The sequence below is a fragment of the Streptomyces sp. NPDC016309 genome, assembly GCF_043077235.1.
In the GTDB taxonomy this organism is placed as follows: domain Bacteria; phylum Actinomycetota; class Actinomycetes; order Streptomycetales; family Streptomycetaceae; genus Streptomyces.
In genome coordinates this window covers 53,127-78,009 of record NZ_JBIBSG010000017.1, presented here as the reverse complement: position 1 = coordinate 78,009, position 24,883 = coordinate 53,127, and the positions used below count along the sequence as shown (strand labels likewise).

21 protein-coding genes, 1 tRNA gene and 1 pseudogene are annotated in these 24,883 nt (G+C 73.9%); 8 read left to right on the top strand and 15 right to left on the bottom strand.

All coding sequences use genetic code 11. The annotated features are described in order from the left end of the window. Positions 1 to 163: 163 nt before the first annotated feature. A complete protein-coding gene (locus ACF068_RS30235) occupies positions 164 to 1,318 on the bottom strand; it encodes a molybdopterin-dependent oxidoreductase (protein ID WP_392277497.1) in 1,155 nt (384 codons plus the stop codon). Between the two features lie 113 nt (positions 1,319 to 1,431). On the opposite strand from ACF068_RS30235, the gene ACF068_RS30230 reads away from it, so the two are divergent. Next, positions 1,432 to 2,808: a glycosyltransferase 87 family protein gene (locus ACF068_RS30230; RefSeq protein ID WP_392277496.1), complete on the top strand. Its 1,377-nt coding sequence runs from the start codon at positions 1,432 to 1,434 to the stop codon at positions 2,806 to 2,808. A 16-nt stretch (positions 2,809 to 2,824) separates the two neighbouring features. On the opposite strand, the gene ACF068_RS30225 is transcribed toward ACF068_RS30230, so the two are convergent. After that, a tRNA-Pro gene (locus tag ACF068_RS30225) sits at positions 2,825 to 2,898 on the bottom strand. A 129-nt stretch (positions 2,899 to 3,027) separates the two neighbouring features. On the opposite strand from ACF068_RS30225, the gene ACF068_RS30220 reads away from it, so the two are divergent. Next, positions 3,028 to 3,522 (top strand): DUF309 domain-containing protein, encoded by a 495-nt coding sequence (locus ACF068_RS30220; RefSeq protein ID WP_392277495.1) that lies wholly within the window; start codon positions 3,028 to 3,030, stop codon positions 3,520 to 3,522. Positions 3,523 to 3,787: 265 nt separating this feature from the next. Here ACF068_RS30220 and ACF068_RS30215 read toward each other — a convergent pair whose 3' ends face one another. Together ACF068_RS30215 and ACF068_RS30210 are read right to left on the bottom strand one after the other, a co-directional pair. Then, positions 3,788 to 5,014: a cytochrome P450 gene (locus tag ACF068_RS30215; RefSeq protein WP_392277525.1), complete on the bottom strand. Its 1,227-nt coding sequence runs from the start codon at positions 5,012 to 5,014 to the stop codon at positions 3,788 to 3,790. A gap of 345 nt (positions 5,015 to 5,359) precedes the next feature. After that, positions 5,360 to 5,971 (bottom strand): TetR/AcrR family transcriptional regulator, encoded by a 612-nt coding sequence (locus ACF068_RS30210; RefSeq protein WP_392277494.1) that lies wholly within the window; start codon positions 5,969 to 5,971, stop codon positions 5,360 to 5,362. A gap of 156 nt (positions 5,972 to 6,127) precedes the next feature. Here ACF068_RS30210 and ACF068_RS30205 point away from each other — a divergent pair, with 156 nt between their 5' ends. Further along, the gene (locus ACF068_RS30205) at positions 6,128 to 6,904 is read left to right on the top strand and encodes a phosphatase PAP2 family protein (protein ID WP_392277493.1); all 777 of its coding nucleotides are present in this window, start codon (positions 6,128 to 6,130) and stop codon (positions 6,902 to 6,904) included. Continuing rightward, the gene (locus ACF068_RS30200; protein ID WP_392277492.1) at positions 6,901 to 7,770 is read left to right on the top strand and encodes a DMT family transporter; all 870 of its coding nucleotides are present in this window, start codon (positions 6,901 to 6,903) and stop codon (positions 7,768 to 7,770) included. The genes ACF068_RS30205 and ACF068_RS30200 overlap by 4 nt, the downstream gene beginning before the upstream one ends. Here ACF068_RS30200 and ACF068_RS30195 read toward each other — a convergent pair. The 9 genes from ACF068_RS30195 to ACF068_RS30155 all read right to left on the bottom strand — a co-directional run bounded on the left by ACF068_RS30195 (position 7,760) and on the right by ACF068_RS30155 (position 17,953). Next, entirely contained in the window at positions 7,760 to 8,128 is a 369-nt protein-coding gene (locus tag ACF068_RS30195; RefSeq protein ID WP_392277491.1) for a DUF488 domain-containing protein, read from the bottom strand. The two genes, ACF068_RS30200 and ACF068_RS30195, sit on opposite strands and share 11 nt — an antisense overlap. 214 nt (positions 8,129 to 8,342) lie before the next feature. Continuing rightward, positions 8,343 to 9,701, bottom strand: a complete 1,359-nt coding sequence (locus ACF068_RS30190; RefSeq protein ID WP_392277490.1) for a trypsin-like serine protease — start codon at positions 9,699 to 9,701, stop codon at positions 8,343 to 8,345. 152 nt (positions 9,702 to 9,853) lie between these two features. Beyond that, the gene (locus tag ACF068_RS30185) at positions 9,854 to 10,072 is read right to left on the bottom strand and encodes a DUF6059 family protein (RefSeq protein WP_392277489.1); all 219 of its coding nucleotides are present in this window, start codon (positions 10,070 to 10,072) and stop codon (positions 9,854 to 9,856) included. Beyond that, positions 10,069 to 11,862, bottom strand: coding sequence for an acyltransferase domain-containing protein (locus ACF068_RS30180; RefSeq protein WP_392277488.1), 1,794 nt, complete (start codon positions 11,860 to 11,862; stop codon positions 10,069 to 10,071). Before ACF068_RS30180 ends, ACF068_RS30185 begins: the two co-directional genes overlap by 4 nt. A 306-nt stretch (positions 11,863 to 12,168) precedes the next feature. Beyond that, positions 12,169 to 12,438: an acyl carrier protein gene (locus ACF068_RS30175; protein ID WP_392277487.1), complete on the bottom strand. Its 270-nt coding sequence runs from the start codon at positions 12,436 to 12,438 to the stop codon at positions 12,169 to 12,171. A gap of 242 nt (positions 12,439 to 12,680) precedes the next feature. Continuing rightward, on the bottom strand, positions 12,681 to 13,901 hold the full coding sequence (locus tag ACF068_RS30170; protein ID WP_392277486.1) for a ketosynthase chain-length factor: 1,221 nt from the start codon (positions 13,899 to 13,901) through the stop codon (positions 12,681 to 12,683). Continuing rightward, complete coding sequence (locus ACF068_RS30165) at positions 13,898 to 15,163, bottom strand: beta-ketoacyl-[acyl-carrier-protein] synthase family protein (RefSeq protein WP_392277485.1); 1,266 nt, start codon at positions 15,161 to 15,163, stop codon at positions 13,898 to 13,900. Before ACF068_RS30165 ends, ACF068_RS30170 begins: the two co-directional genes overlap by 4 nt. Before the next feature lie 350 nt (positions 15,164 to 15,513). After that, complete coding sequence (locus tag ACF068_RS30160) at positions 15,514 to 17,103, bottom strand: acyl-CoA carboxylase subunit beta (RefSeq protein WP_392277484.1); 1,590 nt, start codon at positions 17,101 to 17,103, stop codon at positions 15,514 to 15,516. A 55-nt stretch (positions 17,104 to 17,158) separates the two neighbouring features. Then, positions 17,159 to 17,953: a BTAD domain-containing putative transcriptional regulator gene (locus ACF068_RS30155; protein WP_392277483.1), complete on the bottom strand. Its 795-nt coding sequence runs from the start codon at positions 17,951 to 17,953 to the stop codon at positions 17,159 to 17,161. A 340-nt stretch (positions 17,954 to 18,293) separates the two neighbouring features. On the opposite strand from ACF068_RS30155, the gene ACF068_RS30150 reads away from it, so the two are divergent. The 4 genes from ACF068_RS30150 (at position 18,294) to ACF068_RS30135 (ending at position 22,816) form a co-directional block, all read left to right on the top strand. Next, the gene (locus ACF068_RS30150) at positions 18,294 to 18,524 is read left to right on the top strand and encodes a hypothetical protein (protein WP_392277482.1); all 231 of its coding nucleotides are present in this window, start codon (positions 18,294 to 18,296) and stop codon (positions 18,522 to 18,524) included. Then, positions 18,521 to 20,788: a TOMM precursor leader peptide-binding protein gene (locus ACF068_RS30145; RefSeq protein ID WP_392277481.1), complete on the top strand. Its 2,268-nt coding sequence runs from the start codon at positions 18,521 to 18,523 to the stop codon at positions 20,786 to 20,788. The genes ACF068_RS30150 and ACF068_RS30145 overlap by 4 nt, the downstream gene beginning before the upstream one ends. 187 nt (positions 20,789 to 20,975) lie before the next feature. Next, positions 20,976 to 22,175, top strand: coding sequence for a sensor histidine kinase (locus ACF068_RS30140; RefSeq protein ID WP_392277480.1), 1,200 nt, complete (start codon positions 20,976 to 20,978; stop codon positions 22,173 to 22,175). Positions 22,176 to 22,201: 26 nt separating this feature from the next. After that, positions 22,202 to 22,816 (top strand): DNA-binding response regulator, encoded by a 615-nt coding sequence (locus ACF068_RS30135; RefSeq protein WP_392277479.1) that lies wholly within the window; start codon positions 22,202 to 22,204, stop codon positions 22,814 to 22,816. Positions 22,817 to 22,930: 114 nt separating this feature from the next. Here the strand turns inward: ACF068_RS30135 and ACF068_RS30130 are convergent. Beyond that, positions 22,931 to 23,266: pseudogene (locus ACF068_RS30130) on the bottom strand (4'-phosphopantetheinyl transferase family protein); the annotation flags it as partial. Positions 23,267 to 23,636: 370 nt separating this feature from the next. Beyond that, positions 23,637 to 24,872 carry an acyltransferase domain-containing protein gene (locus tag ACF068_RS30125; protein WP_392277478.1) on the bottom strand — a complete coding sequence of 412 codons (1,236 nt, stop codon included), beginning with the start codon at positions 24,870 to 24,872 and terminating at the stop codon, positions 23,637 to 23,639. Between the last annotated feature and the right edge of the window lie 11 nt (positions 24,873 to 24,883).

The window sequence follows — 24,883 nt, the reverse complement described above, 5'->3', positions numbered from 1 at the left end:
GCGAGGACCAGCGGGGCGAGGATCCCGTCGTGCAGGACCACCGCCCCGGCCAGCCACACCAGCACGTCCAGCGGATCCGGCTGGTCCGCCACGCGCCACGCCCCGATGCCGATCAGGACGAGCCCCAGACCACCGACCCCGTACCGGAACACGCTCGCCGTCCTCACAGCACCTCCAGACGGTGAACCCACTTGGTCTGGAGCACGCCTGGCCGGCCGGGGGCGATGATCCGCGCGGGGAAGCCGTGGTCGAGGGAGAGGGGCTGCCCGTTGAGGGTCAGTGCGAGGAGCGTGAGCGGATCGTCCGTGTAGTCGGCGCCCATCTCCATCACCCGGTAGGCACCGCTCACCTCCAGCGAGGTCACCCGCACGGCGACGGAGCCGGGCCGCACACCGGCCCGCTCCACCAAGTCCCGTACCCGCACTCCTCCCCAGTGCGCCTCGACGCTCCAGCCCTCGACGCAGGCGATCGGCAGCCGGACCCGGGTCCGGGGCAGGGCTCGCAGCGCGTCAAGTGACAACGTGTACGCGCGGGGCCCGACGACCTCCAGCCTCCACTCCCCCAGACCGCGCGCCGAGACACCGGCCGCGGCGGCGGTCCGGTTGACGGGCAGGCCCTGCGGGCCGTGATCCGGGTGCCGGGGGGCGAGCAGGTCGAACGCCTTCAGCGGCGTGAAGGACTGCCCCACCGTCGTCAGCGTCACCACACCCACGGCAGCGCCCGCGCCCAGCAGCAGCGAGCGGCGGTCGGGTCCGTCCTCGGCCGGCAACGCCAGCGTCCCTGCCGACCGCCGGCTCCAATGGGCCACGATCTCCGGGGCCTTGACGGCGATGTGGAGCAGGATCGACCCCGCCGCGATCCAGGCGACGGCGAAGTGCACGGGCACGAACGAGAAGGGCCACGGATACCACTCCACGATGTTGAGCAGCCCGGACAGCACCTGGAACACGGCCGAGGCGACCAGGACCGCGACGGACACCCGCTCCAGGGCGTGCCGGACGGACCGGACCGGCGGCCACACGAACAGCCGCGGATACACCGCCCAGAGCTTGGCCAGGAGCAGCACGATCGCCGCCAGTCCCGCGGCGACATGCAGCCCCTGGGTGAGCCGGTAGCCCCAGACCGGCCGGGTGGGCAGATCGTCGGCGAGCGAGGCCGGCGGGTGCTGGAGATAGTGGCTGACGAGGCCGGTCGCGAAGCAGACGGCGAAGGCCACGCCGAGCCACCGGCCGACGGAGGTCGCCGTTCGCGCGTCGTGGAGACGGCCGGTGAAGGCGGGCGGGGCGAACCGCCGCGGCCAGTGCATGCGGGAGGTCATGACGTCCATGACAGCGCCGCTCGCCTCTGTACGGAGGCTTCGACACCTTACGAAACCCGAACGCCCCGACGGGTCGCCCGGCGCGCGGCCGTGAGCACTGCCAGGCTGCGCCCATGCTCCGTGCCCGCCGACTCGCCGTCACCACCCTCCTGATCGCGGCCCTGACCACCGCCTTGACGGTGCTGCTCCGCGGGGACACCCTCGGGGTCCCTTTCCTGACGGCTTACGCGGCATGCTGGGCGCTGTTCGCGACAGGCGTGGTCGCCCTGCGCCGGGTCCCTGCCCACATGGTCGTCCCGCTCGTGCTCGCGGGAGCGGTCGCCGTCACCGCCACCGGCCTCGTGGCAGCGCCGCGTACCAGCACGGACTCGTACCGGTACGCGTGGGACGGCCGGGTGCAGGCGGCCGGGATCTCCCCGTACGACCACGCCCCCGCCGACCCGGCCCTGGCCCGACTGCGCGACGCGTGGCTCTTCCCCGGCCCCGCCGCCTGTGCGCACGGCCGCGAGCTCGCCGCGCTGGCCGACGGCGGATGCACCCGCATCAACCGGCCGGCCGTCCACACGATCTACCCGCCCGTCGCCGAAGGCTGGTTCCTCCTGGTGCACGCCCTCGCGCCGGCCGACACCCGCCACAAGGCGCTCCAGACCGGCGCCGCCGTCCTGTCCCTCGCGGTGACCGGCCTGCTGGTCGCCGTCCTGCGACGGTGGGGCGATCCCCGGCAGGCCTCCTGGTGGGCCTGGTGCCCGGCCGTCCCCGTCGAGGCCGTCAACAACGCCCACGCCGACGTCCTCGCCGTCCTCTTCTCGGTCGCCGCCCTGGCCGTCGTCGCCCGCCGCCGCGTCACCGGCGGCATCCTGCTCGGCCTCGCCATCGCCGCGAAACTGCTGCCCGCCGTCCTCCTCCCGGGCGCGCTGTCCGGAGTGCGGCGGCCACGGACGATCCTGGCGGTCGTGGCCCCGGCGGTGACGGTCGTCGGGATGCTCTACCTCCCGTACGTCCTGCTCTCCGACGGCTCCGTCCTCGGCTATCTGGGCGGCTACGCACAGGAGGAGGGCTACGACGACGCGGGCGCGGGCAGTCGGTACGCCCTGCTGCGCCTCGTCCTGCCCGACGCGTGGGCGCCCGCCGCCGTCCCGCTCGTCATGACGGCGGCGACGCTCACGGTCTGGTGGCGCGGCGACCCCGAACGCCCCTGGCGCGGGGCCCTGCTCACCACCGGAACGGCCTTCCTCCTCCTGACCCCCGGCTACTCCTGGTACGCACTCCTGCTCGTCGCTCTCGTCGCGCTGGACGGCCGATGGGAGTGGCTGGCCGTCGCCGTCGCCGGCGCCGTCTCCTACCTCGCGGGGCCGGACATCGGGGCCGGGGTGGTGACCGGGGCATACGGAGCGGCGGCACTCATGGCGGGTGCGGGCTCGTGGGCCCGGAGGACCGCTGCCCAAAAACGATCTCGAGGCCGTACCGGATGCTTCCGATACGGCCTCTGACCTGCGTAAAAGCAAGTCGGGACGACAGGATTTGAACCTGCGACCCCTTGACCCCCAGTCAAGTGCGCTACCAAGCTGCGCCACGTCCCGATGCGCGCGTCCGGTGGCTTTCGCCGAGGGGCGGCGCGCAAGAAGAAGATTACCTCACTCCGGGGCGGGGTTCGTGTCGCGGGTCGGGCGGGCGTGGCCGGGGCCGCGCGGGCGGGTGACAATCGGGAGGTGGACAGGACGCGGAGGGACCGGGACGAGGAGGGGCGGGCACGCAACGCGCGTCCCCGGGACGGGCTGGGGCGCCCCCTGCCCTACGGCCGGGAGGGGGTGGAGCGGCAGCCCGAGGGGGTGGTGCGCACGCCCGACGGGACCGTGCGGGACGCCCAGCGACTGCTGGACGCCGGGATGCCCTTCCACGCCCACGAGGTCCTGGAGGACGCCTGGAAGTCCGGCCCGGAGGAGGAGCGGGAACTGTGGCGGGGGCTGGCGCAGCTCGCGGTCGGCCTGACCCACGCCGCCCGCGGCAACACGGCGGGCGGCGCCCGGCTGCTGCTGCGGGGCGCGGACCGGATCCTCGCGTTCGGGGTCCGTCGGCACGGGATCGACGTGGACGGTCTGGCCGCCTGGGCGCGGGCGCTGGCGGCGCGGCTGGAGGCGGGGGCGGCCGGAGAAGCGTCCGGGGCGGTGGACCCGGCGGCGGAGGCACCACGGCTGCGGGGTTGACGGGGCGGGCGGCCGGTGGGGGCGGGCATGGCGCGGTGCGGTGCGGACGAGCCCGCCTAGGGAGTGTCCGGAAAGTATCGGCGTACGCCCGGAGGGCGGGGGCCGCGGTGTCCGGGTGCGTGCGATCGCACGGCGGAGGAGGGAGTCATGGCGGTGGGGGCACCTCCCGTGCCCGAAGGGCTACGGGGGACCATGGCGACCGACGACAACGCCGCGAGCGCGCGTGCAGGACACCGCGGGCCAGGCGAGACTTTGCGGACACGACCTAGGTCGTCCAGGTGACGTGGAGGGTCTCGGGCGAACGGTGGATGAGGGTGGGTCGCATCCGGGTGGAGTGGTCGGCGGCGAGCGCGAGGTCCGGCAGGCGGCGGGTGAACAGCTCCAGGGTGAGCCGCAGTTGGGCGCGGGCGAGCTGGGAGCCGGGGCAGCCGTGGGTGCCGTGACCGAAGGCGACGTGGCGGACGTGGGGACGGGTGAGATACCGGGTGATGTCGAAGGTGTCGGCGCGTTCGTAGCGGTCCTCGTCGCGGTTGGCGGAGCCGTACGCGACGAAGAGGGAGGCCCCGGCGGGCAGGCGGGTGCCGGCGAGGGTGACGGGGCGGGTGGTGGTGCGGCGGAAGCCCTGCACGGGGCCGTCGTGGCGGAGGGCCTCCTCGACGGCCGCGGGTATCAGCTCGGGCCTGGCCCGGAGGAGTTCCCACTGTCCGGGGTGCGCCAGCAGGTGGAGCAGGGTGGTGCCGATGAGCGCGGTGGTGGTGAGGTGCCCGGCGATGAGGAAGTTCCGGAGGGTGGACACCAGTTCGCCGCGCTGGTCGCGGGTGAGTTCGCCGGTGCCGGGGGCGAGTGAGGCGACGAGGGAGGAGCACAGGTCGTCGCGGGGGTGGGCGCGGCGGTCGCGTACGTAGCCGTCCAGGAGGTGCTGGAGGGCCACGACGTCCTCGGCGGCGGCGACCTGCTCGTCCTCGCCCAGGGGCCGGAACAGCAGTTGTTCGGCGCGGTGTCCGCCGCGTACGGCGAGCGGGACGTCGGCGGGGTCGAGGCCGAGGAGCCGCCCGACGACCGCGCCGGGGAGCCGCTCGGCGTAGGAGGCCATCAGTTCGGTGCGGCCGTGCGCGGCGAAGCCGTCGACCAGGTCGTCGGCGACCTCGGCCGCGTACGGCAGCAGCGCGGTGACGCGGGCGGTGGACAGGCCGCTGTTGAGCGGGGCGCGGTGGCGCCGGTGGGCGGCGCCGTCGGCGGTGACGACGGTCGGGCGGTTGCCCAGGCCCCGGGCGAGGACGGCCAGCGCGGCCGGGCCGGGGACGGCGTCGGGGCGCAGGGCCCCGGCGGAGGAGAAGTCCTCGGGGCGCAGCAGCACCTCGCGGACGTCCGCGTCGCGGGCCACGAGCCAGGCGTCGAGTTCGGGTACGTGCAGGAGGCCTTCGGCCCGCCGGGCGCGCGCGTACAGGGGGTACGGGTCGCGCTGGAGGGCGTCGAGCGCGGCGAACGGCACCGGTGGGGCGGCGGGGACGCGCGGCCGGGCGGACGGCCCTTCGAGGGGTGCGGTGGACAACGCGGGTGGCTCGACTGACGTGGCCGGCGGACCGGCCGGTGGTACGGACGGCCCTTCGAGGGGTGCGGTGGATAACGCGGGTGGCTCGGCCGGGGGTGCGGGCGGCCCTTCAAGGGGCGCGGTGGGGTGGGCCGCCGGGCACGCCGCGGGGGGCACGGGAGGCGTCGGGGGGCCGGTGGGGGTGGTGGGGTTCATGCGGCGCCTCCGGACGGCAGGGTGGGGAGCACGGGCGGTCCGGCCATGGTGCCCCAGGCGCGCGGCGGCGGGAAGACGGCGGGGTGGCCGTCAGGAGCCGGCGGGGGCGATCCCGAGGGCCGGGAGGATCACCGCTTCGACGTAAGCGGGCAGGGCGTCCTCCTCGCCGAACCGGTCCTCGAAGAGCCGCTCGATACGCAGGACGCCCAGGAAGCCGGGGGCGACGAAGGCGATGGCCGGGTTGTCGGCGGCGATCTCGCCGCGTTCGACACCGCGGCGCAGCATCGCGTCCAGGGCGGCGACCTCCGGGGCGATGACCGTCTCGCGCAGCGCCCGGCGGAGGTCCGGGTGCTGGAGGTAGGCCTGGCCGACGGCTTCCATCAGCTCGGTGTCGCGGCCCCGGCGCCCGGCGGCGGCGACCGCGGCCGCCCGCAGGTCGCCCGCCAGGGAGCCGGTGTCGATACCGGTGAACAGGCTGCACCGGCTCTTGTCCAGCGCCGCGGTCACGAGCTGGGACTTGGTCTTCCACTGGCGGTAGAGGGTGGCTTTACCGCACTTCGTGCGGGCGGCGACACCCTCCATGGTCACGGCGTCGTAGCCGCCCTCGCGCAGCAGGTCGAGCACCGCCCCGTACAGCTCCTGTTCGCGCTCCGGGCTGATCCTGCTGCGGCGCGCGGCGGCCGTGGCGGCCTGCGTGGACATCGGTTCCTCCACGGGTGCGGGCGGTGTCTGTGCATGTACGAGGGTAAGCGCCGGGCAATCGAGACGCAAACGTCTCGATACGCTTGCGTCTCGATAGGATCGGATCTACGCTTTCACTCGTTTGCTTCCGTTTTGATCTGCGAATGAGGCCGGAGAATGGCTACCGGGACCGCCGGGATACGCCCTGCCGAGCCGGAGACGACCGATGTGCCGCGGCCGCCCCTGGTCCGGGAACTGGTGCTGGTGACAGCGCTGTTCCTCGTATACAAGTGCGGCCGGCTCGTCGCGAACGGGCACGAGGCGCGGGCCTTCGGCAACGCCGGCCGGGTGTGGGACCTGGAGCGGGCCGTCCACCTGCCGGGTGAGGGCGGCGTGCAGGACCTGCTGCTGCACGGCGGGGCGGTCGTCCGGGCCGCCAACGCCTACTACGCGTGGATCCACTTCCCGGCCACCGTGGCCTTCCTGGTCTGGCTGTACTGGCGCCGGCCCGGCCACTACGTCTGGGCGCGCCGCGTACTGGCACTGCTGACCGCCGCGGCACTCGCCCTCCACCTGCTCGTCCCGCTCGCCCCGCCCCGCATGCTGGCGGAGTCGGGGCTCGTCGACACCGCGCGGGTCTACGGGCCCTCCGTGTACGGCGCCGCTCCGGCGGCGGACGGCATGGCCAACCAGTTCGCGGCGATGCCCTCGCTGCACTTCGGCTGGGCGCTGATGGTGGCGGTCGGGCTGATCGCCGCCACGCGCGGCCGGTGGCGGGCGCTGTGGCTGCTCCATCCGCTCGTGACCCTCCTGGTGGTGGTCGGCACGGCCAACCACTACTGGCTGGACGCGCTGGTGGCCACGGTGCTGCTGGGCGCGGCTCTCGCCCTGGTGCGGGTGTCGTCGGCCGGGTGGCGGACGGCTCCGCCGGTGGCCCGGGCGGTGCTCCGATGAGGGCCACGGTGCTGGCCGTCCTCCTGTCGCTGGCCTCCGCCGCCGGGTACGCCCTGGCCGCGGTCGTCCAGGCGCGGCTGGCCGGGGGCGCCGGGGGCACCCGGGCGCTGCTGGCCCGGCCGCTGTGGTGGTGGGCGGTGGGGCTGAACGCGGCCGGGGCGCTCACCCACGTGGCGGCGCTGCACTACGGGCCGCTCACGCTGGTCCAGCCGCTCGGCGCCCTCACGCTGGTGGCGGCGCTGCCGGTGGGGGCGGCCTACGAGCGGCGGCGGGTGACCCGGACGGAGTGGCGCGGCGCGCTGTGGACGCTGGGCGGGCTGCTCGGCCTGGTCGCGGTGGTGGGTCCGGCCACGCCGGGCGACGCGCTGTCGCTGCCGGAGGCCCTGGCGGTGGCCGCGGTGACGGCGGCCGGGATCGCCGGGCTGGTGCGCCGCGCGGGCCGTGGCCTGCGGCTCGCCACGGCGGCGGGGATCTCGTCGGGCGTGGCGTCGGCGCTGACGCAGACGCTGACGGCCTCACTGGCGCGGGAACTGCCCGGCGGGCCGCTGACCTGGTGGCAGACGGCGCTGGTGGCCGTGCTGGTGTCGGTGTTCGCCACGGGCGGGCTGCTGCTGTCCCAGGCGGCGTTCCGGGGCGGGCTGGCGGCGCCGCTCGCGGTGGTGAACCTGGCGAACCCGGCGGCGGCGGCCGTCATCGGGGTGGCGCTGCTGGGCGAGACGTTCCGGGCGGGCCCGGTCGGCTGGCTGGTGGCGGCGGCCGCCGGGGCGGTGGCGGCGCGCGGGGTACTGCTGCTGACGGCCGGTCACCCGGCGCCGGTGCCCGCGCCCCGGGCGCCGGAGCCGGATCCGAGCCCGGTCACGCCGTGAGCCGCTCCACGAGCACGGCCGCGTGGCTGCGGTCGGGCTCCTTGGCGGCGGTGAGCAGGGTGAGCGGGCCCTTCCGGGCGAGCGTGCGCAGCCGGTCGAGGGCTTCGGCGGCCTCCGGCTCGGCGAGCTCGGCCTCGTAGCGGCGCCGGAACTCCTCGTACGCGTCGCCCTCGGCCGCGTGGTACCAGCGCCTGAGCTCGGTGGAGGGGGTCAGGGACTTGGGCCACTCGTCGACGTGCGCGTCCGCCTTGGACAAGCCGCGCGGCCAGAGCCGGTCGACGAGGACCCGCACCCCGTCGCCGGGGTCGGCGGGGTCGTAGATGCGGCGGATCTTCGGGCGGGAAGCGGCTCGCGTCATGTCTCCAGGCTAGACGTGGCCGCACCATATCGGCGTCCGCCCGGAGGGCGCGGGGGCGCGGTGTCCGGTGCGTCCGCCCGGAGGGCGCGGGGCGCGGTGTCCGGTGCGTGCGGTCGCACGCGGAGGAGAGAATCCCCGGGGCGGGCGGCTCGGGCCTCGGCGGCGGGGCCCCGGCCGGGGGCCGGCCGGGGACCCCGCTCGACGGTGCGGTGGGTCAGGCGCGCTGCCACAGGTGGGCGGTGGCGGAAGGCAGCCGGCCGGGCTGCGCCTGGTGCGACTGGAGACACCGGTAGGTGGCGCCGTCGTAGGAGACCCGGTCGCCGGCGCGGTACACCTTGCCCGCCGCCCAGGCGCCGCCCGCCTTGCCGGTGTCGCCCGGGTCGGCGGCGCTGGTCTTGAGCGTCAGCCCGTACTCCGCGAGCACCGGGTTCACGGGCTGGTGGAAGGTGGTGCCGCCGTCCTTGCAGTTGCCGGAGCCGCCGGAGGTGACGCCCTGGGCCTGCGTCCCGGAGACGTACGGGCCGCCCGAGTCGCCCGGCTCGGCGCAGACGGTGGTGCGGGTGAGGCCCTTCACGGTCCCCTGGATGTACGACACGCTGGTGTCGTGCTGCTCGATGGTGCCGCAGTGCCAGCCGGTGGTGGAGCCCGAGCGGCAGATCGACGCGCCGACGAGGGCCTCGGTGGAGCCGGCGACCTCGACGTTCTGGTCGCCCTGGCCCTTGACGTGGGCCGTGGCCGTCCACTCGGCGTTGGCGGCCACCCAGGCCATGTCCTTGCCCGGGAAGGTGGACGCCTTGAAGGCGCCCTGGGCCACCTTGTTGTGCCCCATGGTGGCGGCTCCGGTCTGGCCGCAGTGCCCGGCCGTGGCGAAGCCCTGCTGGTCGCCGGAGACCACGGCGAAGCCCACGGAGCAGCGGCTGGTGCCGATGTAGAAGGCGTCGCCGCCGCGGATCTCGTGCCCGAGCGGGCGCGGCCGCTCGGTCGTGTTCCGCACGCGCACCAGGTCGCGCTCGACGCCGGTGGCGGTGAGGAACACGTCGGCGGCGGTCTCCTTCGAGGCCTCCAGGACCACCGAGTTGGTGCGGAGGTCGACGTACCAGACAGGGGCGTCGGTGGTCTTGGTGCGCACCGAGCCCTTGTCGAGCTTGGCCTTGGCCGCCTCCAGTCTGCCGAGCCCGTGCCGGACCACCTTCGCCTCGGCGCCGCCGGCCTTGATGGCGGCGGTGTCGGCGGCGTCGGTGGTGGCGACGGTGAGGGTGGCGGAGACGGGTCCGCTCACCCAGGCCCCGGCGAACCGGTCGCCGAGGGTGTTGCGGAGCCGGCCGGCGCGGGCACCCGCCTCGGCCTCGTTCTTGAGCCGGGTCTCGGCCTGTTCGCGGGTCAGGCCGAGGTCCCGCTGCATGGCGTCGAGCAGGGCGGGGGACGGTTTGCCGGAGCCGGGGCTGCCGGACGCCGTGGGCGTCGACGGCGGCGCGGGCGCCTCGGCGGCGACCGCGCCGGGCGGACCGGCCAGCACGAGCGCGCCGACGGCGGTGAGGGCGGCGCACGCGGCTGTGGCGTGTCTGTGGAGCATCGGGTGTCACCTCTGTTCGGGGGTCTCTTCCGGGGAAGACGTGCCGAACCACAGGTGTTTCCGACGGACCGTCGGAGAATGTCGAATTAACGTTTCTTCGGCTTTACGGGAGACACGGGCGCCCGCCATGCGGCGTAACGCCCGCCCCCGGGTCACCCTTCTCGCGCCGGTTCCATGAGCTGCCGCCACAAGGCCAGCTCCGCGTCGCTCGGCGGGAGGTCCGGCCGCAGCCGCTCCGGATGGCCGTGCGGCGGCGGCCGCAGCGGGGGCCGGGCCTCCAGCGGCGGGGGCATCGGTACGCCCAGCCACAGCCACCCGGCGGCGGCCAGCGCGTCGTAACAGCCGCGCAGGAACCGTGTGATCACCCTCATGAGCGCAGCGCCGGCGCCGGTTCGCGGTGTCCGGCCGCCCCGGCCCCCGCGGCCGGGACGGCGTCCTCCTCGTCGCTCCAGGTCCACAGCCGGGACACCGCGTCCATGTCGAGGTCGTGGCCCTCGGTCCAGATCCGCGCCGCCGCGGTGAGCACCGACTGGCGGTCGGCCTCCGCCGTGCCCCCGCGGGCCGGCAGCAGCGGGGAGACCGCGCTGGCGCCGAGCCGGACGGCCCGGTGGCGGCGGGCGAACGCGGTGAGCGTCTGGCGCGGCCCCGCCTCGATGAGGAGGACGTCCTCGATGGCGACGAGCTCCTCCAGCGCCGCGCGGAAATGGACGGTGTCGGTGATCTGGCGGGCCCAGAAGCGGGGGCTCAGCGCCTCCTCCGGGCGCATCAGCGCCCCCGTGTAGCCGGAGTACAGCGGCAGCACCGGCTCCCGGAACGGGATGCGGCGGTAGTCGGCCTCCACCGCGTCGGACGCGGGGGCCATCGCCGGGGAGTGGAAGGGGCTCGTCGCGGGCACCGTGACCACGGTGAACCCGTCCGCCCGCAGCCGGGCCGCGGTGGCGGCCAGCGGCCCCGCCGAACCGGCGAGCATGACCTGCTGGGCGGTGTTGACGGCCGCGATGGCGACGTCGGCGTTCAGATAGGGGCGCAGCCGGTCCTCGCTCGCGGCGACGGCCAGCATGCCGCCCTCCGGTATCCGCACCGCCTCCCGGACCCGCGACATGACCATGGTGACCGCGTCGGGCAGCGACACGACACCGGCCATGACCGCGGCGACCAGCTCGCCGGCGCTGTGCCCGAGCAGGGCGGCGGGGCGCACGCCCCACCCGAGGACCATCCGGCCCAGGGCATAGTCGACCGCGAACAGCAGCGGCTGGGCGCGCCGTACGTCGTCGATGGGGACGCGCGGCTCGCCGGGGGTGAGCCAGTCCTCGCGGATCCGGTCCCCCTCGTCGCCCATGTGGGCGAGGACGGCGTCGACGGCGGCGGTGAACACCGGTTCCCGGCGGTACAGGCCGCGGGCCATGCCGGTGTGCTGGGAGCCCTGGCCGGGGAAGAGCAGGGCGACCGGGCGGGGCCGGTCGGCGCGTACCGCCGTGGCCTTGTGGACGGTCCCGGCGGCGAGCGCGGCGACCGCGACGGCCGCTCCGCGCACGGGCCCCGGGGGCGTGCCGCAGGGCACGGCGGTCGGCAGGGCGGGGAACGCCTCGCTGTGCAGTCCGCTCAGCAGGGGCAGCAGTTCGCCGCGCACCCGGACCTCGTCGTCGGCGTCCCGGCCCGACCAGAGCAGCAGCCGGTGCCGCTCGGGGGCGGTGGCGCGGTGTCCGTGGTACAGCGGGCGGAGCGGCGGGGTCGCGTCCTCGTCGCCGTCGGCCGGGTCCAGGACGCCGAGGACGCGGTCGGCGTCGGCGATCGCCTCGGCGGCCCGTTTGACCGCGTACACGGTGATGGTGTGCGGGTCCGGTTCGCCGAACCCGGCGACCATGGCGAAGTCGGCCCCGCCGCTGAGGAGTTCGTGGTGGGCCAGGCGCAGGGCGCGGCCGGGGGTGAGCGCGGTGCGGACGGTGAAGCCCTCGTGCTCGGGCCCGAGGTCGGGGTCGAGCGCGGCCGCGCCGATGTAGACGACGGTACGCACGGGGAGTTGGCCGGGCGGCCGTCCGAAGGCGCGGAGCACCGCCGAGACGGCGGCGGCCGAGGCCACGCTCTGGGTGCGTTGCTCGTGGGCGGGGCCGGGGCTGACGACGAGTCTCCGGATGACCGCGCTGTACGACGTGAGCGACATGCTTCCTCCTCGTGGCCGCGGCTCCGGCCGCTGACGCAGTGCGTTGCATGGCGTTGCATGGCGTTGCTGGGTGGGGGGCGGCCGCCCCGCTACGGGGGATGTTCGCGGGGCGGCCGCGTTCGGGGGCCGGGCCTAGGGAGTGTCCGGAAGGTATCGGCGTCCGCCCGGAGGGCGGGGGCCGCGGTGTCCGGTGCGTGCGATCACAAGGCGGAGGAGGGAGTCGATGCGGAGCATCGGCGACCGACGACAACGCCGCGAGCGCGCGTGCAGGACACCGCGGGCCAGGCGAGACTTTCCGGACACGGCTTAGGCGGCGGAGCCCTGGCCGGCGTTGATGAGGGCGAGGAGCGCCCCCGGGGTCTCCGCGTCGACGACGGCGTCGTCCGGGATGGCGATGCCGTACTCGCGCTGGATCTGGCCTATGACCTGGAGCAGGGCGAGGGAGTCGTAGCCGAGGTCCATGAAGGGGGTGTCGATGACGTCGCCGTCCAGGTCGATGCCCTCCTCCTCACCGGCGCTCTCGCGGAGCATGCGGGTCAGGTCGGCCAGGGTGACGGTGGTGGTCGTCGTGGTCATGGTCGGTGCCGTCCTCTCGTAGAACTACTCGGGTGGTGACTGCCGAACCCCTGCCGGTCCTGAGACGTGCGTCCGGCGGGAGCTGTGTCGTGGGGGGTACGTCGTGGGGGTGTGCCGGCCGGTGCCCGGACCCGGCGGTCCGGGCGGGCCCGGTGCGCGGTGACCGGCCGGCGCGGTGACCGGAGCGCGGCCGCGGGGCGCGCGGCGCCGGCGCGGTGTGCGTCCGGCGCCGTGCGCGGCCGTCAGGAGGCGCGCCGGACGACGAGCGCGGCGTTGAAGCCGCCGTGGCCGCGGGCGAGCACCAGGGCGGTGCGCAGCCGGGCCTCCCGGGCCTGTCCGGTGACGAGGTCGATCCGGTGCTCCGGGGAGGCCTCGGTCACATGGGCGGTCGGGGGGATCACCCCGTCGCGCAGGGCGAGCAGGGCGGTCGCCACGTCCAGTGCCGCGCCGCCGGCGAGCAGCCGCCCCGTCATGGTCTTGGGGGCGGTCACCGGTACGCCGTGCGGTCCGAAGAGCCCGGTGAGGGCCTCGGCCTCGATGCGGTCCAGCGCGGGGGTCCCGGCGGCGTCGGCGAAGACGACGTCGATGTCGGCCGGGCTGAGGCCGGCGTCGGCGATGGCGTACTCCGCGGCCCGTCGCAGGCCCGGCGGACGGCCGGAGCCGGGGGCGGGGTCGAGGGTCGCCGCGTACCCGGCGACCTCACCGTAGACCTGGCCGGCGCCGCGCTCGCGGGCCGAGTGCTCGTCCTCGACGATGAGGATCGCGCCGCCCTCGCCCGGCACGTACCCACTGGCGTCGGACGCGAAGGGCAGGTAGGCCCGCGCCGGGTCGTCGACCGTGCTCATCAGGCCGGAGGCGATCTGCGGCACCCAGCCCCAGGGGCAGATGGCCGCGTCGACACCGCCGGAGATGACCGCCGGGAAGCCCTTGCGGACGTGGCGGCGGGCCTGTCCGATCGCGTCGATGCCGCCGGCCTGCTCGGTGAGCAGCACACCGCTCGGTCCGCGCAGCTTGTGACGGATGGAGATCTGGCCGGTGTTGACGGCGTAGAACCAGGCGAAGGACTGGTACGCGCTGACGTACTCCTTGCCCTTGCTCCACAGGTTCTCCAGCTCGCGCTGGCCGAACTCGACGGCCCCTCCGGACGCCGAGGTCACCACGCCGATGCCGAACTCGGGCATCTCCTCCGGGTTGATGCCGGCGTCGGCCAGGGCCCAGTCCGCCGCCGTCAGGGCGAGGCGGGTCATGTGGTCGGTCTGCGGCATCAGCCGGCTGGGGATGTGCTCCTCGGCCACGTAGTCGGACACCTCGCCCGCGATGCGGGAGGGGTACTGGCCGGCGTCGAAGCGGGTGACCGGGCCCAGACCGGACTCACCGGCGAGGGTGGCCTTCCAGAACTCCTCGGTTCCCAGCCCGTTGGGGGCGGTGACGCCGAGGCCGGTCACCACCGTTGCCGTGGTCATGCGGTTCTCCTCTCCGGGCGGGCCAGCACCATGGCGCTCTGGAATCCGCCGAAGCCGCTGCCGACGCTGAGGACCACGTCGGTCTTCTTCTCGCGGGCGGTCAGGGGGATGTAGTCGAGGTCCAGCTCGGGGTCGGGCTCGTGGAGGTTGGCGGTGGGCGGCAGCACACCGTGCTCCATGGCCAGGGCGCACGCGGCGATCTCCAGGGAGCCGATCGCGCCGAGGGAGTGCCCGATCATCGACTTGATGGAGCTGATCGGCGTGCGGTACGCGTGGTCCCCGAGGCTGCGCTTGAACGCGCCGGTCTCGTGGCGGTCGTTCATCTTGGTGCCGGAACCGTGGGCGTTGATGTAGTCGACCGAGTCCGGGGCGAGGGCCGCCTCGCCGAGGGCGACGTCGATGGCCTCGGCCATCTCGCGGCCGTCGGGCTTGAGCCCCGTCATGTGGTACGCGTTGCAACGGGAGGCGAATCCCGCGATCTCCGCGTAGATGTGGGCGCCGCGGCGGCGGGCGCTCTCCAGCTCCTCCAGGACGAGGATGGCGGCGCCCTCCCCGAGGACCAGGCCGCTGCGGGTCCGGTCGAAGGGCCGGCAGGCGCTCTCCGGGGTGTCGTTGCGGGGGGTGGTGGCGTGGATGGCGTCGAAGCAGGCCGAGGTGATCGGGGAGATCGGGGCCTCGGTGGCGCCGGCGATCATCACGTCGGCGGTGCCCTCGCGGATCAGGTCCACGGCGTGCCCCAGCGAGTCCAGGCCCGAGGTGCAGCCGGTGGAGACCACGGCGGCCGGTCCCTCGGCGCCGGCGGCGCGGCCCACCTCGGCGGCCATCGAGCTGGGCACGAAGTGCCGGTACAGCTCGGGGACCGCGTACTCGTGGTCCACGTTCCACTTGCGCCCGCCGTCGCTGACCACGACGTACTCCCGCTCCAGGCTGGTGGTGCAGCCGACCGCGCTGCCCAGCGAGGTGCCGACCCGGCCCGGGTCGAGGGCGGTGATGTCGAGGCCGCTGTCGGCGAGCGCCTCGCGGGTGGAGACGACCGCGAACTGGGCGGCCCGGTCGAGCCTGCGGATCTCCTGAGGGCTGAGCCCCGCGGCCGCCGGGTCGAAGTCGCACTCGGCGGCGACCTGCGAGCGGAACGGGGAGGGGTCGTAGAAGGAGATCCGGCGGGTGGCGGTACGCCCCGCCGTGAGGAGGTCCCAGTACTCCTTCACGCCGACCCCGCCGGGGGCCACGACGCCCAGTCCGGTGATGGCGACTCTGCGCATGCCGCTACCTCGCCTTCGACGGGGCCGAATGCCCCAACGGGCACCTGCCGGATGGAACTGTGCGGGCCACTGTCGATCCCTTCGTCCGTGTCACTGCTGAAGCCGTTTCGGGTGCTGAAGCCGTTTCGGTGCTGGAGCCGGTCCGGCGCCGATGCGATTCCGGTGCCGGGGTGGTGCCGGTGCTGTGGCCGGGCCACTGCGGCGGCCGGGGCGGTTCGGGGTGGGAACGCCCCGGCCGGCCGGACCGGACGGGCGTCCGCTCGTGGCGTGCCGCCGTTTCCGGTGACGCCATGGAACGTCCGTCGGCTCGATCGGCGCTCGCGCGCACATGGACCTGGGGGTCCGGGCGGTCAGGTGGGGACGTTGCCGTGCTTGCGAGCAGGCACTTCGGCCTTCTTGGCGCGCAGCATGGCGAGCGAGCGGATCAGGGTGCGGCGCGTCTCGGCCGGCTCGATGACGTCGTCCACGAGCCCGCGTTCGGCGGCGTAGTAGGGGTGCATGAGCTCGGTTTTGTACTCCTGGATGCGTTGCGCCCGGGTGGCCTCCGGGTGGTCGGAGGCGGCGATCTCGCGGCGGAAGATGACGTTCGCCGCGCCTTCGGCGCCCATCACGGCGATCTCGTTGGTGGGCCAGGCGAACGACAGGTCGGCTCCGATGGAACGCGAGTCCATCACGATGTACGCACCGCCGTAGGCCTTGCGCAGCACGAGGGAGATGCGGGGCACGGTGGCGTTGCAGTACGCGTACAGCAGCTTGGCGCCGTGCCGGATGATGCCGTTGTGTTCCTGGTCGACGCCCGGGAGGAAGCCCGGGACGTCGACGAGGGTGACCAGCGGGATGTTGAAGGCGTCGCAGGTCGACACGAAGCGGGCGGCCTTCTCGCTGGCGTGGATGTCCAGGACGCCGGCGAGCGAGGCGGGCTGGTTGGCGACGATGCCGACCGGGTGCCCGTCGAGGCGGGCGAGCGCGCACACCACGTTGCGCGCCCAGCCCTCGTGGACCTCGAAGTACTCGCCGTCGTCGACGATCTCCTCGATGACGCCCCGGATGTCGTAGCTGCGTCCGGGGTCCGCCGGCACCAGATCCGCGAGGGCCTCGGTGAGGCGGTCGGGCGAGTCGTCGCCGCGGGCGGCCGGGGGCATCTCGCGGTTGTTGGAGGGCAGCAGCGACAGGAGGAACCGTACGTCCTCCAGGCATTCGGCCTCGTCGTCGTAGGCGAAGTGGCAGACCCCGGAGGCGGTGGCGTGGACGTCGGCGCCGCCGAGGCCGTTGTGGGTGATCTTCTCGCCGGTGACCGCCTGGACGACGTCGGGTCCGGTGATGAACATCTGGGCCGTCTCCCGCACCATGAACACGAAGTCGGTGAGGGCCGGGGAGTACGCGGCGCCGCCGGCGCACGGGCCGAGCATCACGCTGATCTGCGGGATGACCCCGGACGCGGCGACGTTGCGCCGGAAGATGCCGCCGTAGCCCGCGAGCGCGGTGACGCCCTCCTGAATGCGGGCGCCCGCCCCGTCGTTGAGGCTGACCAGCGGGGCGCCGGCGGCTTCCGCCAGGTCCATGACCTTGTGCACCTTGGCGGCGTGGGCCTCTCCGAGCGCGCCCGCGAAGACGCGGAAGTCGTGCGCGTAGGCGAAGACGGTCCGGCCGTGGACCAGCCCCCAGCCGATGACGACGCCGTCGCCGTGCGGCTTCCTGTCCTCCAGGCCGAACCCGACGGCCCGGTGCCGCCGGAGCGGTTCGATCTCGGTGAAGGTGTCCGGGTCGAAGAGCAGCTCGAGGCGCTCGTGGGCGGTGAGCTTGTTCTTGGCGTGCTGCCGCCGGGTGGCCTCGGGGTCGGGCCCGCGGCTCACCTCTTCCTTGAGCCGGCGCAGCTCCGCGGCGGCGCGTCGCAGGTCAGGGGCGGCTTGGGTGACCGTCAGGTCGTCGAGGATCGTCATCGGCCGAACGTAGGCAGCTCGGCTCGAGACGTACTGGAGCAGACCGGAGCGGTCGTCAGCCGGCGGTGGACAGGGGCAGTTCCAGCGCCGGGTCGGCGGAGAGCACGGCGTGGTGGAGCCGCTGGAGGCGGGGCGAGGGCTCCAGGCCGAGCTCGTCGATGAGCGTGCCGCGCAGCCGCTGGTAGGCCTCCAGGGCCCGCCAGGCCGCACCGGCGCGGTGCAGCGCGGTCATGAGCTGGGCGCAGAAGTTCTCGTGCATGGGGTGCTTGGCGACCAGGACGCGCAGCTCGGGCACGATCTCGGTGTGCCGGCCCAGCCACAGGTCGGCGTCGATGCGCCGTTCCAGGGCGGCCATGCGGTCCTCCTCCAGCCGCAGCACCTCCAGTTCGAGGACGGGGCCGACGCGGACGTCCACCAGGGCGGGTCCGTGCCACATCCGCAGGGCGCCGCCGAGCAGTTCGGAGGCGGCGTAGTGGTCCCCCGCCTCGTGCGCGGCGCGTCCCGCCGCGGCGAGCCGGCCGAACTCCTGGACGTCGACCTGTCCGGGCTGGACCTGGAGCAGGTATCCCCCGTGCTGGGTGACCAGGACGTCCTTGGCCTGGCGGGTGGGGTCGCCGTCGAGGGCGGCGGTCAGCTTGCGGCGGAGCTGGAGGATGTACGTCTGCAGGGTGGTGGCCGCGCTGCGCGGGATGTCCTCGCCCCAGATCTCCGCCATCAGCGTCGGTACGGTGACCACGCGGTCGGCCTGCAGGGCGAGCAGGGACAGTATCTGTCGCGGTTTGGCTGCGGTCGGAACGATGGACACCCCGTTCTCACGGGCTGCCAGCGGTCCGAGGACCTTGATGTCCATGTGTGTGCCCTCCTCTTCCCGTGTTTCCGCGGCCGTCCCCCGTGGGCCGACCGCCGGCTCCGGAGCCCGGCTCTGGAGCCTGGAGCGAGCCTGACATCAGCGCTGTTGGAGCCCCAGTGAGCGGGTCACGAGGGCGGGCATGAAAATGTCATGCCCCGGTGGTGACTCCCGCACTGTGCCACCGGTCTCACCGGGCAGCAGAATCCGTGGCCAACGGCACGTCGAACGACTTCCCGTACGACACCGCCTCAGGAGGGGGATTCTCTTGAACACCGTCATGCGCAGCACCGCCCTGGATTCCACCAGCACCATGACTGTTCAACTGACGCATGATCATCGCGTGGCGATGCTGACGGCCCGCACGGGCCTGGAGCAGGAGCTCGCGAAGCGTTACACCGAGGACCCGTGCTCGCTGCTCGCCGAATTCGGGCTGCCGGCGACCGAGCCGATGTACGGGGGCGGACCGGTGTCCGGTACGTCGGGCCTGGTGATCGAGGACCTGAGCGGCTCCGCCGACTCCGACCCGTGGGTGTGCTGGATGCCGATGCACACCGGGAGAGTGCGCGGATGACGGCGACGGACGTACCCGCCTCGGCCCTGCCGGTCGGCTTCAAGCCGCACCTGCGGGTGGAGGTCGTGGACGGGGAGGCCGTGTACCTCCTGTCGGAGCGGGGCACGACGGCGCTCCAGGGTCCGTACGTCGAGATGCTGGCGCCGCTGCTCGACGGCACCCGTACGCTGCACGCGCTGCTGGACGAGGCGCCGACCTCGCTGCCGCCCGCGGAGCTGGGCCGGGTGATCGCCGATCTCGCCCGGGCCGATCTGGTCGGCTACCGGGACCCGAGCAGCGACGACGCCTCCGCCGCGTACTGGGAACTGGTGGGGCTCGCCGGACCCCACGCCGTGTCCGCGCTGCGCACCACCACGGTGGAGGTGGTCGCGCTCGGCCGGACGGACGCCGCGACCGTGGGCGGACTGTGCGCGGCGTCCGGCCTCACGCTCGCCCCCGAGGGGACGGGGGCGGGATTCACCCTGGTGCTGTGCGACGACTACCTCGATCCCCGGCTCGCCGGGATCGCCGCCCGGCACCGGGCGGAGGGGCGCCCCTGGCTGCTCGCCAAGCCCACCGGTGCCGAGGCGTGGGTGGGCCCGGTCTTCGGCCCCGGCGCCGGCCGGCCCTGCTGGTCGTGCCTGGCCCACCGGCTGCGTGCCCGGCTGTTCCCCCAGTCACCCGTCCGGCAGGCCCTCGGCCTGTCGGGCGCGGTCCCGGTGCCCGACGCGTCGCTGGCCGTGGTGCGGGGCCTGGGGCTGAACACCGCCGTGCTGGAGACGGTCAAGTGGGTCGCCGGGCTACGGTACGAGGAGCAGGACGCCCTGTGCACGCTGGACACCCGCACGCTGCGGACCCGGCACCATCCGGTGGCCCGGCGCCCGCAGTGCGCCGAGTGCGGTGACCCGGGGATGGTGGGGGCGCGGGTGCGGCGCCCGGTCGAGCTCCGGTCACGGCCCAAGGCGGCCGCGACCGGCAGCAACCACCGGGCGCTGGCCCCCGAGACGGTGCTGGCCCGGTACCGGCACCTGGTCGATCCGCTGACCGGCGTCGTGCCGGAGATCCGCCGGGTGCCGGGCACACCCGACGGGATCGACCGGTGCGTGTCGGGGCACAACCCGGCGCTGCGGGCGGCCTCGCTGGGCGGTGTGCGCAGCGGTCTGCGCAGTGGCAGCGGCGGCAAGGGCGCGACGCCGGTGGAGGCCGAGGTGGGCGCGCTGTGCGAGGCGGTGGAGCGTTACTGCGGCACCCGCCAGGGGGACGAACCGGTCGTGCGCGACAGCTTGAGGGGCCTGGGCGCGTCGGCGATCCATCCCAACGCGTGCCAGCTCTACGCGGACTGGCAGTTCCGGGACCGTGAGCGGTGGAACGCCACGTGCCAGCCGTTCCACCGGGTGCCGGCGCCGTTCGACCCGGCCGCGCCGGTGGACTGGACGCCGGTCTGGTCGCTGACCTCGGAGGAGCACCGTCTGCTGCCCACGTCGATGCTGTACTACGAGTCCGGGCCCCGGGCCGGTGAACCGGCCCTGTGGGCGGACTCCAACGGCAACGCGGCCGGCAGCAGTATGGAGGACGCGGTGGTCCAGGGTTTCCTGGAGCTGGTGGAGCGCGACGCCGTGGCCCTGTGGTGGTGCAACCGGACACGGCAGCCCGGTGTGGACCTCGACGCCTTCGACGATCCGTGGCTGGCGCGGACGAGGGAGACGTACGAGCGGCTGGGGCGCGAGACATGGGCGCTGGACCTGACGTCGGACTTCGGAATTCCGGTCATGGTGGCGTTGTCGCGCCGGACCGGAGAGGACGGCCAGGGAATTGTCTTCGGCTTCGGCGCTCACTTCGATCCCCGTCTCGCCCTGCGGCGTGCGGTGACGGAAATGAGCCAACTCCTGCCCGTGGGAAGGGCTGAGACGACTTTTCGCTCGTCTCATCCGCAACTGGATCATTGGTGGACCTACGCGACACTCGCGAATCAGCCATACCTGGTGGCGGATCCGCGGGAGGCGGCCCGGTGTCCGGGGAGCTATCCCGAAGCCCGTCGCGACGATCTGCTGGCCGATGTCGAGGTGGCGCGGGAGTTGGCGCGTTCGCGCGGGATGGAGCTGCTGGTCCTCGACCAGACCCGCCCCGACGTGGGCCTTCCCGTGGTGAAGGTGCTGGTTCCCGGGATGCGGCACTTCTGGGCGAGATACGCCCCCGGCCGTCTCTTCGACGTCCCGGTCCACCTCGGCAGACTGGACCGCCCCACCGAGCCGCACCGTCTCAACCCGATTCCGATGTTTGTCTGATTTTGATCGCCGATCGCAAGCAGTGGCTCAGACGCAACGGAAAGTCATAACATGCGCTTCGCCAGCCCCCATTCCCGGCGAGGAGACGGCGATGCCGGACGAATCTTGCGAAGCGAGATCCTTTGTTGCGCCCCGGCCACTGCTCGGCAGGGCGGCTCCACCAGAAGAGTCAGGCCAATACCAGTCGGTGGAAAGCAATTTCCGCACCCCGCCCCGGCAGCAGATACCGGCGCCGCGACTGGCCCGCGCCATCGTGGTGGTGGCCCTGGCCGCCCACTGCGTCGTCACGGTGCTCAACGTGCTGCACCAGGGCACCGGGGACCGGACCCAGCTCCTCGTGTGCGTCGGCGTCGTCCTGTCGGTGTTCGCCGTGCAGTTCACCGTCTCCTCGCCCCGCACCCGGGCCTGGACCCTCGGCAAGCGCATCGCCGCCCTGGGGGTCCAGGCGCTGCTCAGCTACCTTCCCCTGCTGTGGTTCCAGGTGAGTTGGGGCAGCATGCAGGGTCCGCTGGCGGCCACGGCGCTGCTGACGCTCCCGGTCCGCATCGCCTGGCCGGCGTACGGGCTGATCATCGCGGCGATCCCGCCGTACGCCCTCGCCACCGGTGTGGGCGTCGTCGAGACGTGCTACCTGGTCATCGCCAGCGGTCTCACCGGACTGGTCATCTACGGCCTGAGCCGGCTCGCCGACCTGGTGCAGGAACTGCACGCCACCCGTGAGCGGATGGCCAGGATGGCCGTCACCCAGGAGCGGTTGCGGTTCGCGCGGGACCTGCACGATCTGCTCGGCTACAGCCTGTCGGCCATCGCCCTGAAGGGAGAGCTCATCCAGCGGCTGGTGCGCGTGCGGCCGGACCAGGCCGCCGAGGAGACCGCTGATCTGCTCCGCGTGGCGCGGCAGGCGCTGTCCGACGTGCGGCTGGTTTCCAGCGGGTACCGCGACATGTCCCTGCGGGACGAGGCCGAGTCGGCCGGCGCGGTGCTGGCGGCCGCCGACGTGCGGGCGGAGGTGCGGGTCGACTGCGGGCGGCTCCACCCGGCCGTGGACACGGTGCTGGCGACCGCGCTGCGGGAGGGCGTGACGAACATTCTCCGCCACAGTCGCGTACAGGTATGTACGATCAGGGCACTCGTCGAAGACGAAACGGTCCGCCTGACCTTGGTGAACGACCGGCCGCACGAGGAGGGCGGCATCGTGTCGTCGGCCGCCCGGCGCGGCGGCAGCGGCCTGGACAACCTCCGGACGCGCTTCGCCTCGATCGGTGGCGGACTGAGCGCCGGTGTGCGGGAGGACGGGCGGTTCCAACTGGAAGCGTGGGCTCCCGTTCGCCCGCAGGGGACCGGAGCCGGAACTCCGGACGCGGCCCGGGAGAGAGCCGCGGCCTGAAACGGTCGTCGATGACGGGGGTCTTGATGCTGTCCGTGAAAATCCTCCTCGCCGAGGACGTACACATGGTCCGGGGGGCCCTGATCGCGCTGCTGGAGCTCGAACCGGACCTGCGCGTGGTGGCCGCGGTCGACCGCGGCGACACCATCGTGCAGGCCGCTCTGGAGGCCCGGCCGGACGTCGCGGTGATCGACGTCGACCTGCCCGGCATCGACGGGCTGACGGCGGCGGCCGAGCTGCACGAGCAACTGCCGAGCTGCCGCACGCTGATCCTCACCAGTCTGGGCCGGCCGGGAACCCTGAGGCGTGCCCTGTCCGCGCACGTCTCCGGGTTCCTGCTCAAGGACTCACCGTCGGACCAGCTCGCGCTCGCCGTACGGTCCGTCGCGGCCGGCCGGCGGGTCGTCGATCCCCAACTCGCCCTGGCTGCCTGGGACTCGCCGGAGAATCCGTTGTCGCCCAGGGAGCTGGAGGTGCTACGCCTCGCCGCCCGGGGCGCCGACGCGGCCGAGATCGCCGGGTGCCTGTACCTGTCCAAGGGGACGGTCCGCAACTACCTCACGGCGATCGTCACCAAGCTCGGCGCCCGCAACCGGATCGACGCCATCCGGCTGGCCGAGGAAGCCGGCTGGATCCCCTGACCCGGGACCCGGGGCGCCGAGCAGCGCGTCGAACAGCCCCTCGTCCAGCATGGTGTCCACGGCCACGTCCGCCGGCTCACCGAACCCGGTGTCGAACACGGCGGCGCTGACCACGTACCGCTCCCCCACCGCGAACGTGCCGAAGGTCCACTCCGAGCCGCTCGCCCGGGTGCCGTCGGGCCGCACCAGCCAGGTGCCCGTGTCGTCCAGGGCGAAGCCGAACTCGGTGAACCGGAAGCGCAGGCCCTGCCCGAGCGCCTTGCTGTAGGCCTCCTTGAGGGTCCACAGCCGCACCATGGTGTCGTTGCGCGTCCCCTCACCGCCCGCGTCGAGCCGCTCCTTCTCGTACGGGGTGCACGCCTGCGACTCGGACCCGGTGTGCGCCAGGCGCCGGTCGGCGCGTTCCACGTCGACGCCGACGCGTCCGGTGCGGGTGATCCCGACGACCATCATCTCCTCGGTGTGGCTGAGGCTCACGTCGATCTGGTCGCAGCCGCGCACGTACGGGCGGCCGCCCGGCTGGTACGACAGGTCCACCAGGTGCGGCGCGGTCCGCAGGATCGCCGCTGCCGTGTGCCGCAGCAGCAGCCGGGAGGCCGCGAACCTCTCACGCAGGCGGGGCTGGGTGAAGCCCTGGTAGCGGTGCCAGTCCCGGCCGAGCACCAGCCGCAGTTCCTCCTCGTCCCCGTCGCGGGGCAGCCACGCGGGCATCGCCCCGTACACCAGGACGGTTCCCGCGCGCGTCAGCTCGTCGCGCACCTCCTCCCAGGGGCCGTACGGTCCGCGGAGCGGGAGGGGCCGTCCGATCCGTCCCGTCACCTCACGCCCCGGCCAGTGCGGCGGCGAGCGGGCCGGCGTCCAGCACGGAGATCACCCCGGCCAGGTCCACCGCGTCGCTCTGCGGTCCCTGGCACACCGGGAGGCAGACCGGGCCGCGGGCCCCGCCCAGCCGCCGCAGATAGGGGGTGAGCACCGCCCGCGGGCCGATCTCCACCACATGGGTGGGCGTCTGCTGGGTCAGCAGGCCCCGGGCGGCGTCGGCGAACCTGACCGGCGCGGTGAGCTGCTCGGTCCAGTACGAGGCGTACAGCGGCTCGGTGGTGAGCCGGCCGTACACCGTGGAGTAGAACGGCACCGAGGCGGCGCCGCCGGGGACCCGGCGCACCACGGCCTCGAACTTGGGGACCACGGGCGCCATGAGCGGGGAGTGGAAGGCGTGCGTGACGGTGAGGTGACGGCACCGGACTCCGCGCTCGGCCAGTTTGCCCTCGATGCGTTCGAGTCCGGCGCGGTCGCCCGACAGCACGGTGGACTTGGCCGCGTTGATGGCGCTGATGCCCACGCCCGGCTCGCAGGCGATCAGTTCGGTGGCCTCGTAGGGGGTGATGCAGGCGGCCATCATCCCGCCGCCGGACGGCAGGTACTGCATGAAGGCACCGCGCAGCGCCACCAGCTTGGCGGCGTCGGGCAGGGTGAGCGCCCCCGCGATCGTGGCCGCCGCGAACTCGCCGATCCCGTGGCCCAGCACGGACACCGGCCGCACGCCGGCCTCCTCCAGGGTCTTGGCCAGGGCGTACTCGACGGCGAACAGGGCCGGCTGGGTGAACGCCGTCTGGTGGATGCGCGAGTCCCGGCCCAGGATCATCTCCACCACGGACAGCCCGGTGTACGGCTGGAGCACCGCCCCGGCCTCGTCCAGGAACCGGCGGTAGACGGTCGAGTTCCGGTAGAGCCCCTCGGTCATGCCGGGGTGCTGGGACCCCTGGCCGGTGAAGACGAACGCCGCCCTGATCCGGTTGCCGCCCGACCCCGCGCCCCGCTCGGCCATGTGGCGGGCGAGCTGCCGCACGGTGGGGTACGCCCAGATGTCCGCCGGCTCGACGAGGGGCCCGAACTCCTCCTCGATGTCGCCGTACAGGCTCAGCCCGGCCACCGAGTCGAGGTACTCGTGCACGGAGTCCGTGTCCAGCACCGGCCGGCCCAGATAGTGCGCGAGCCGCTCCAGCAGCCATTCACGGTAGGCCGTCTCGAAGTCGTCCTGCTGCTGTTCTCGCATGATCTGCTCCT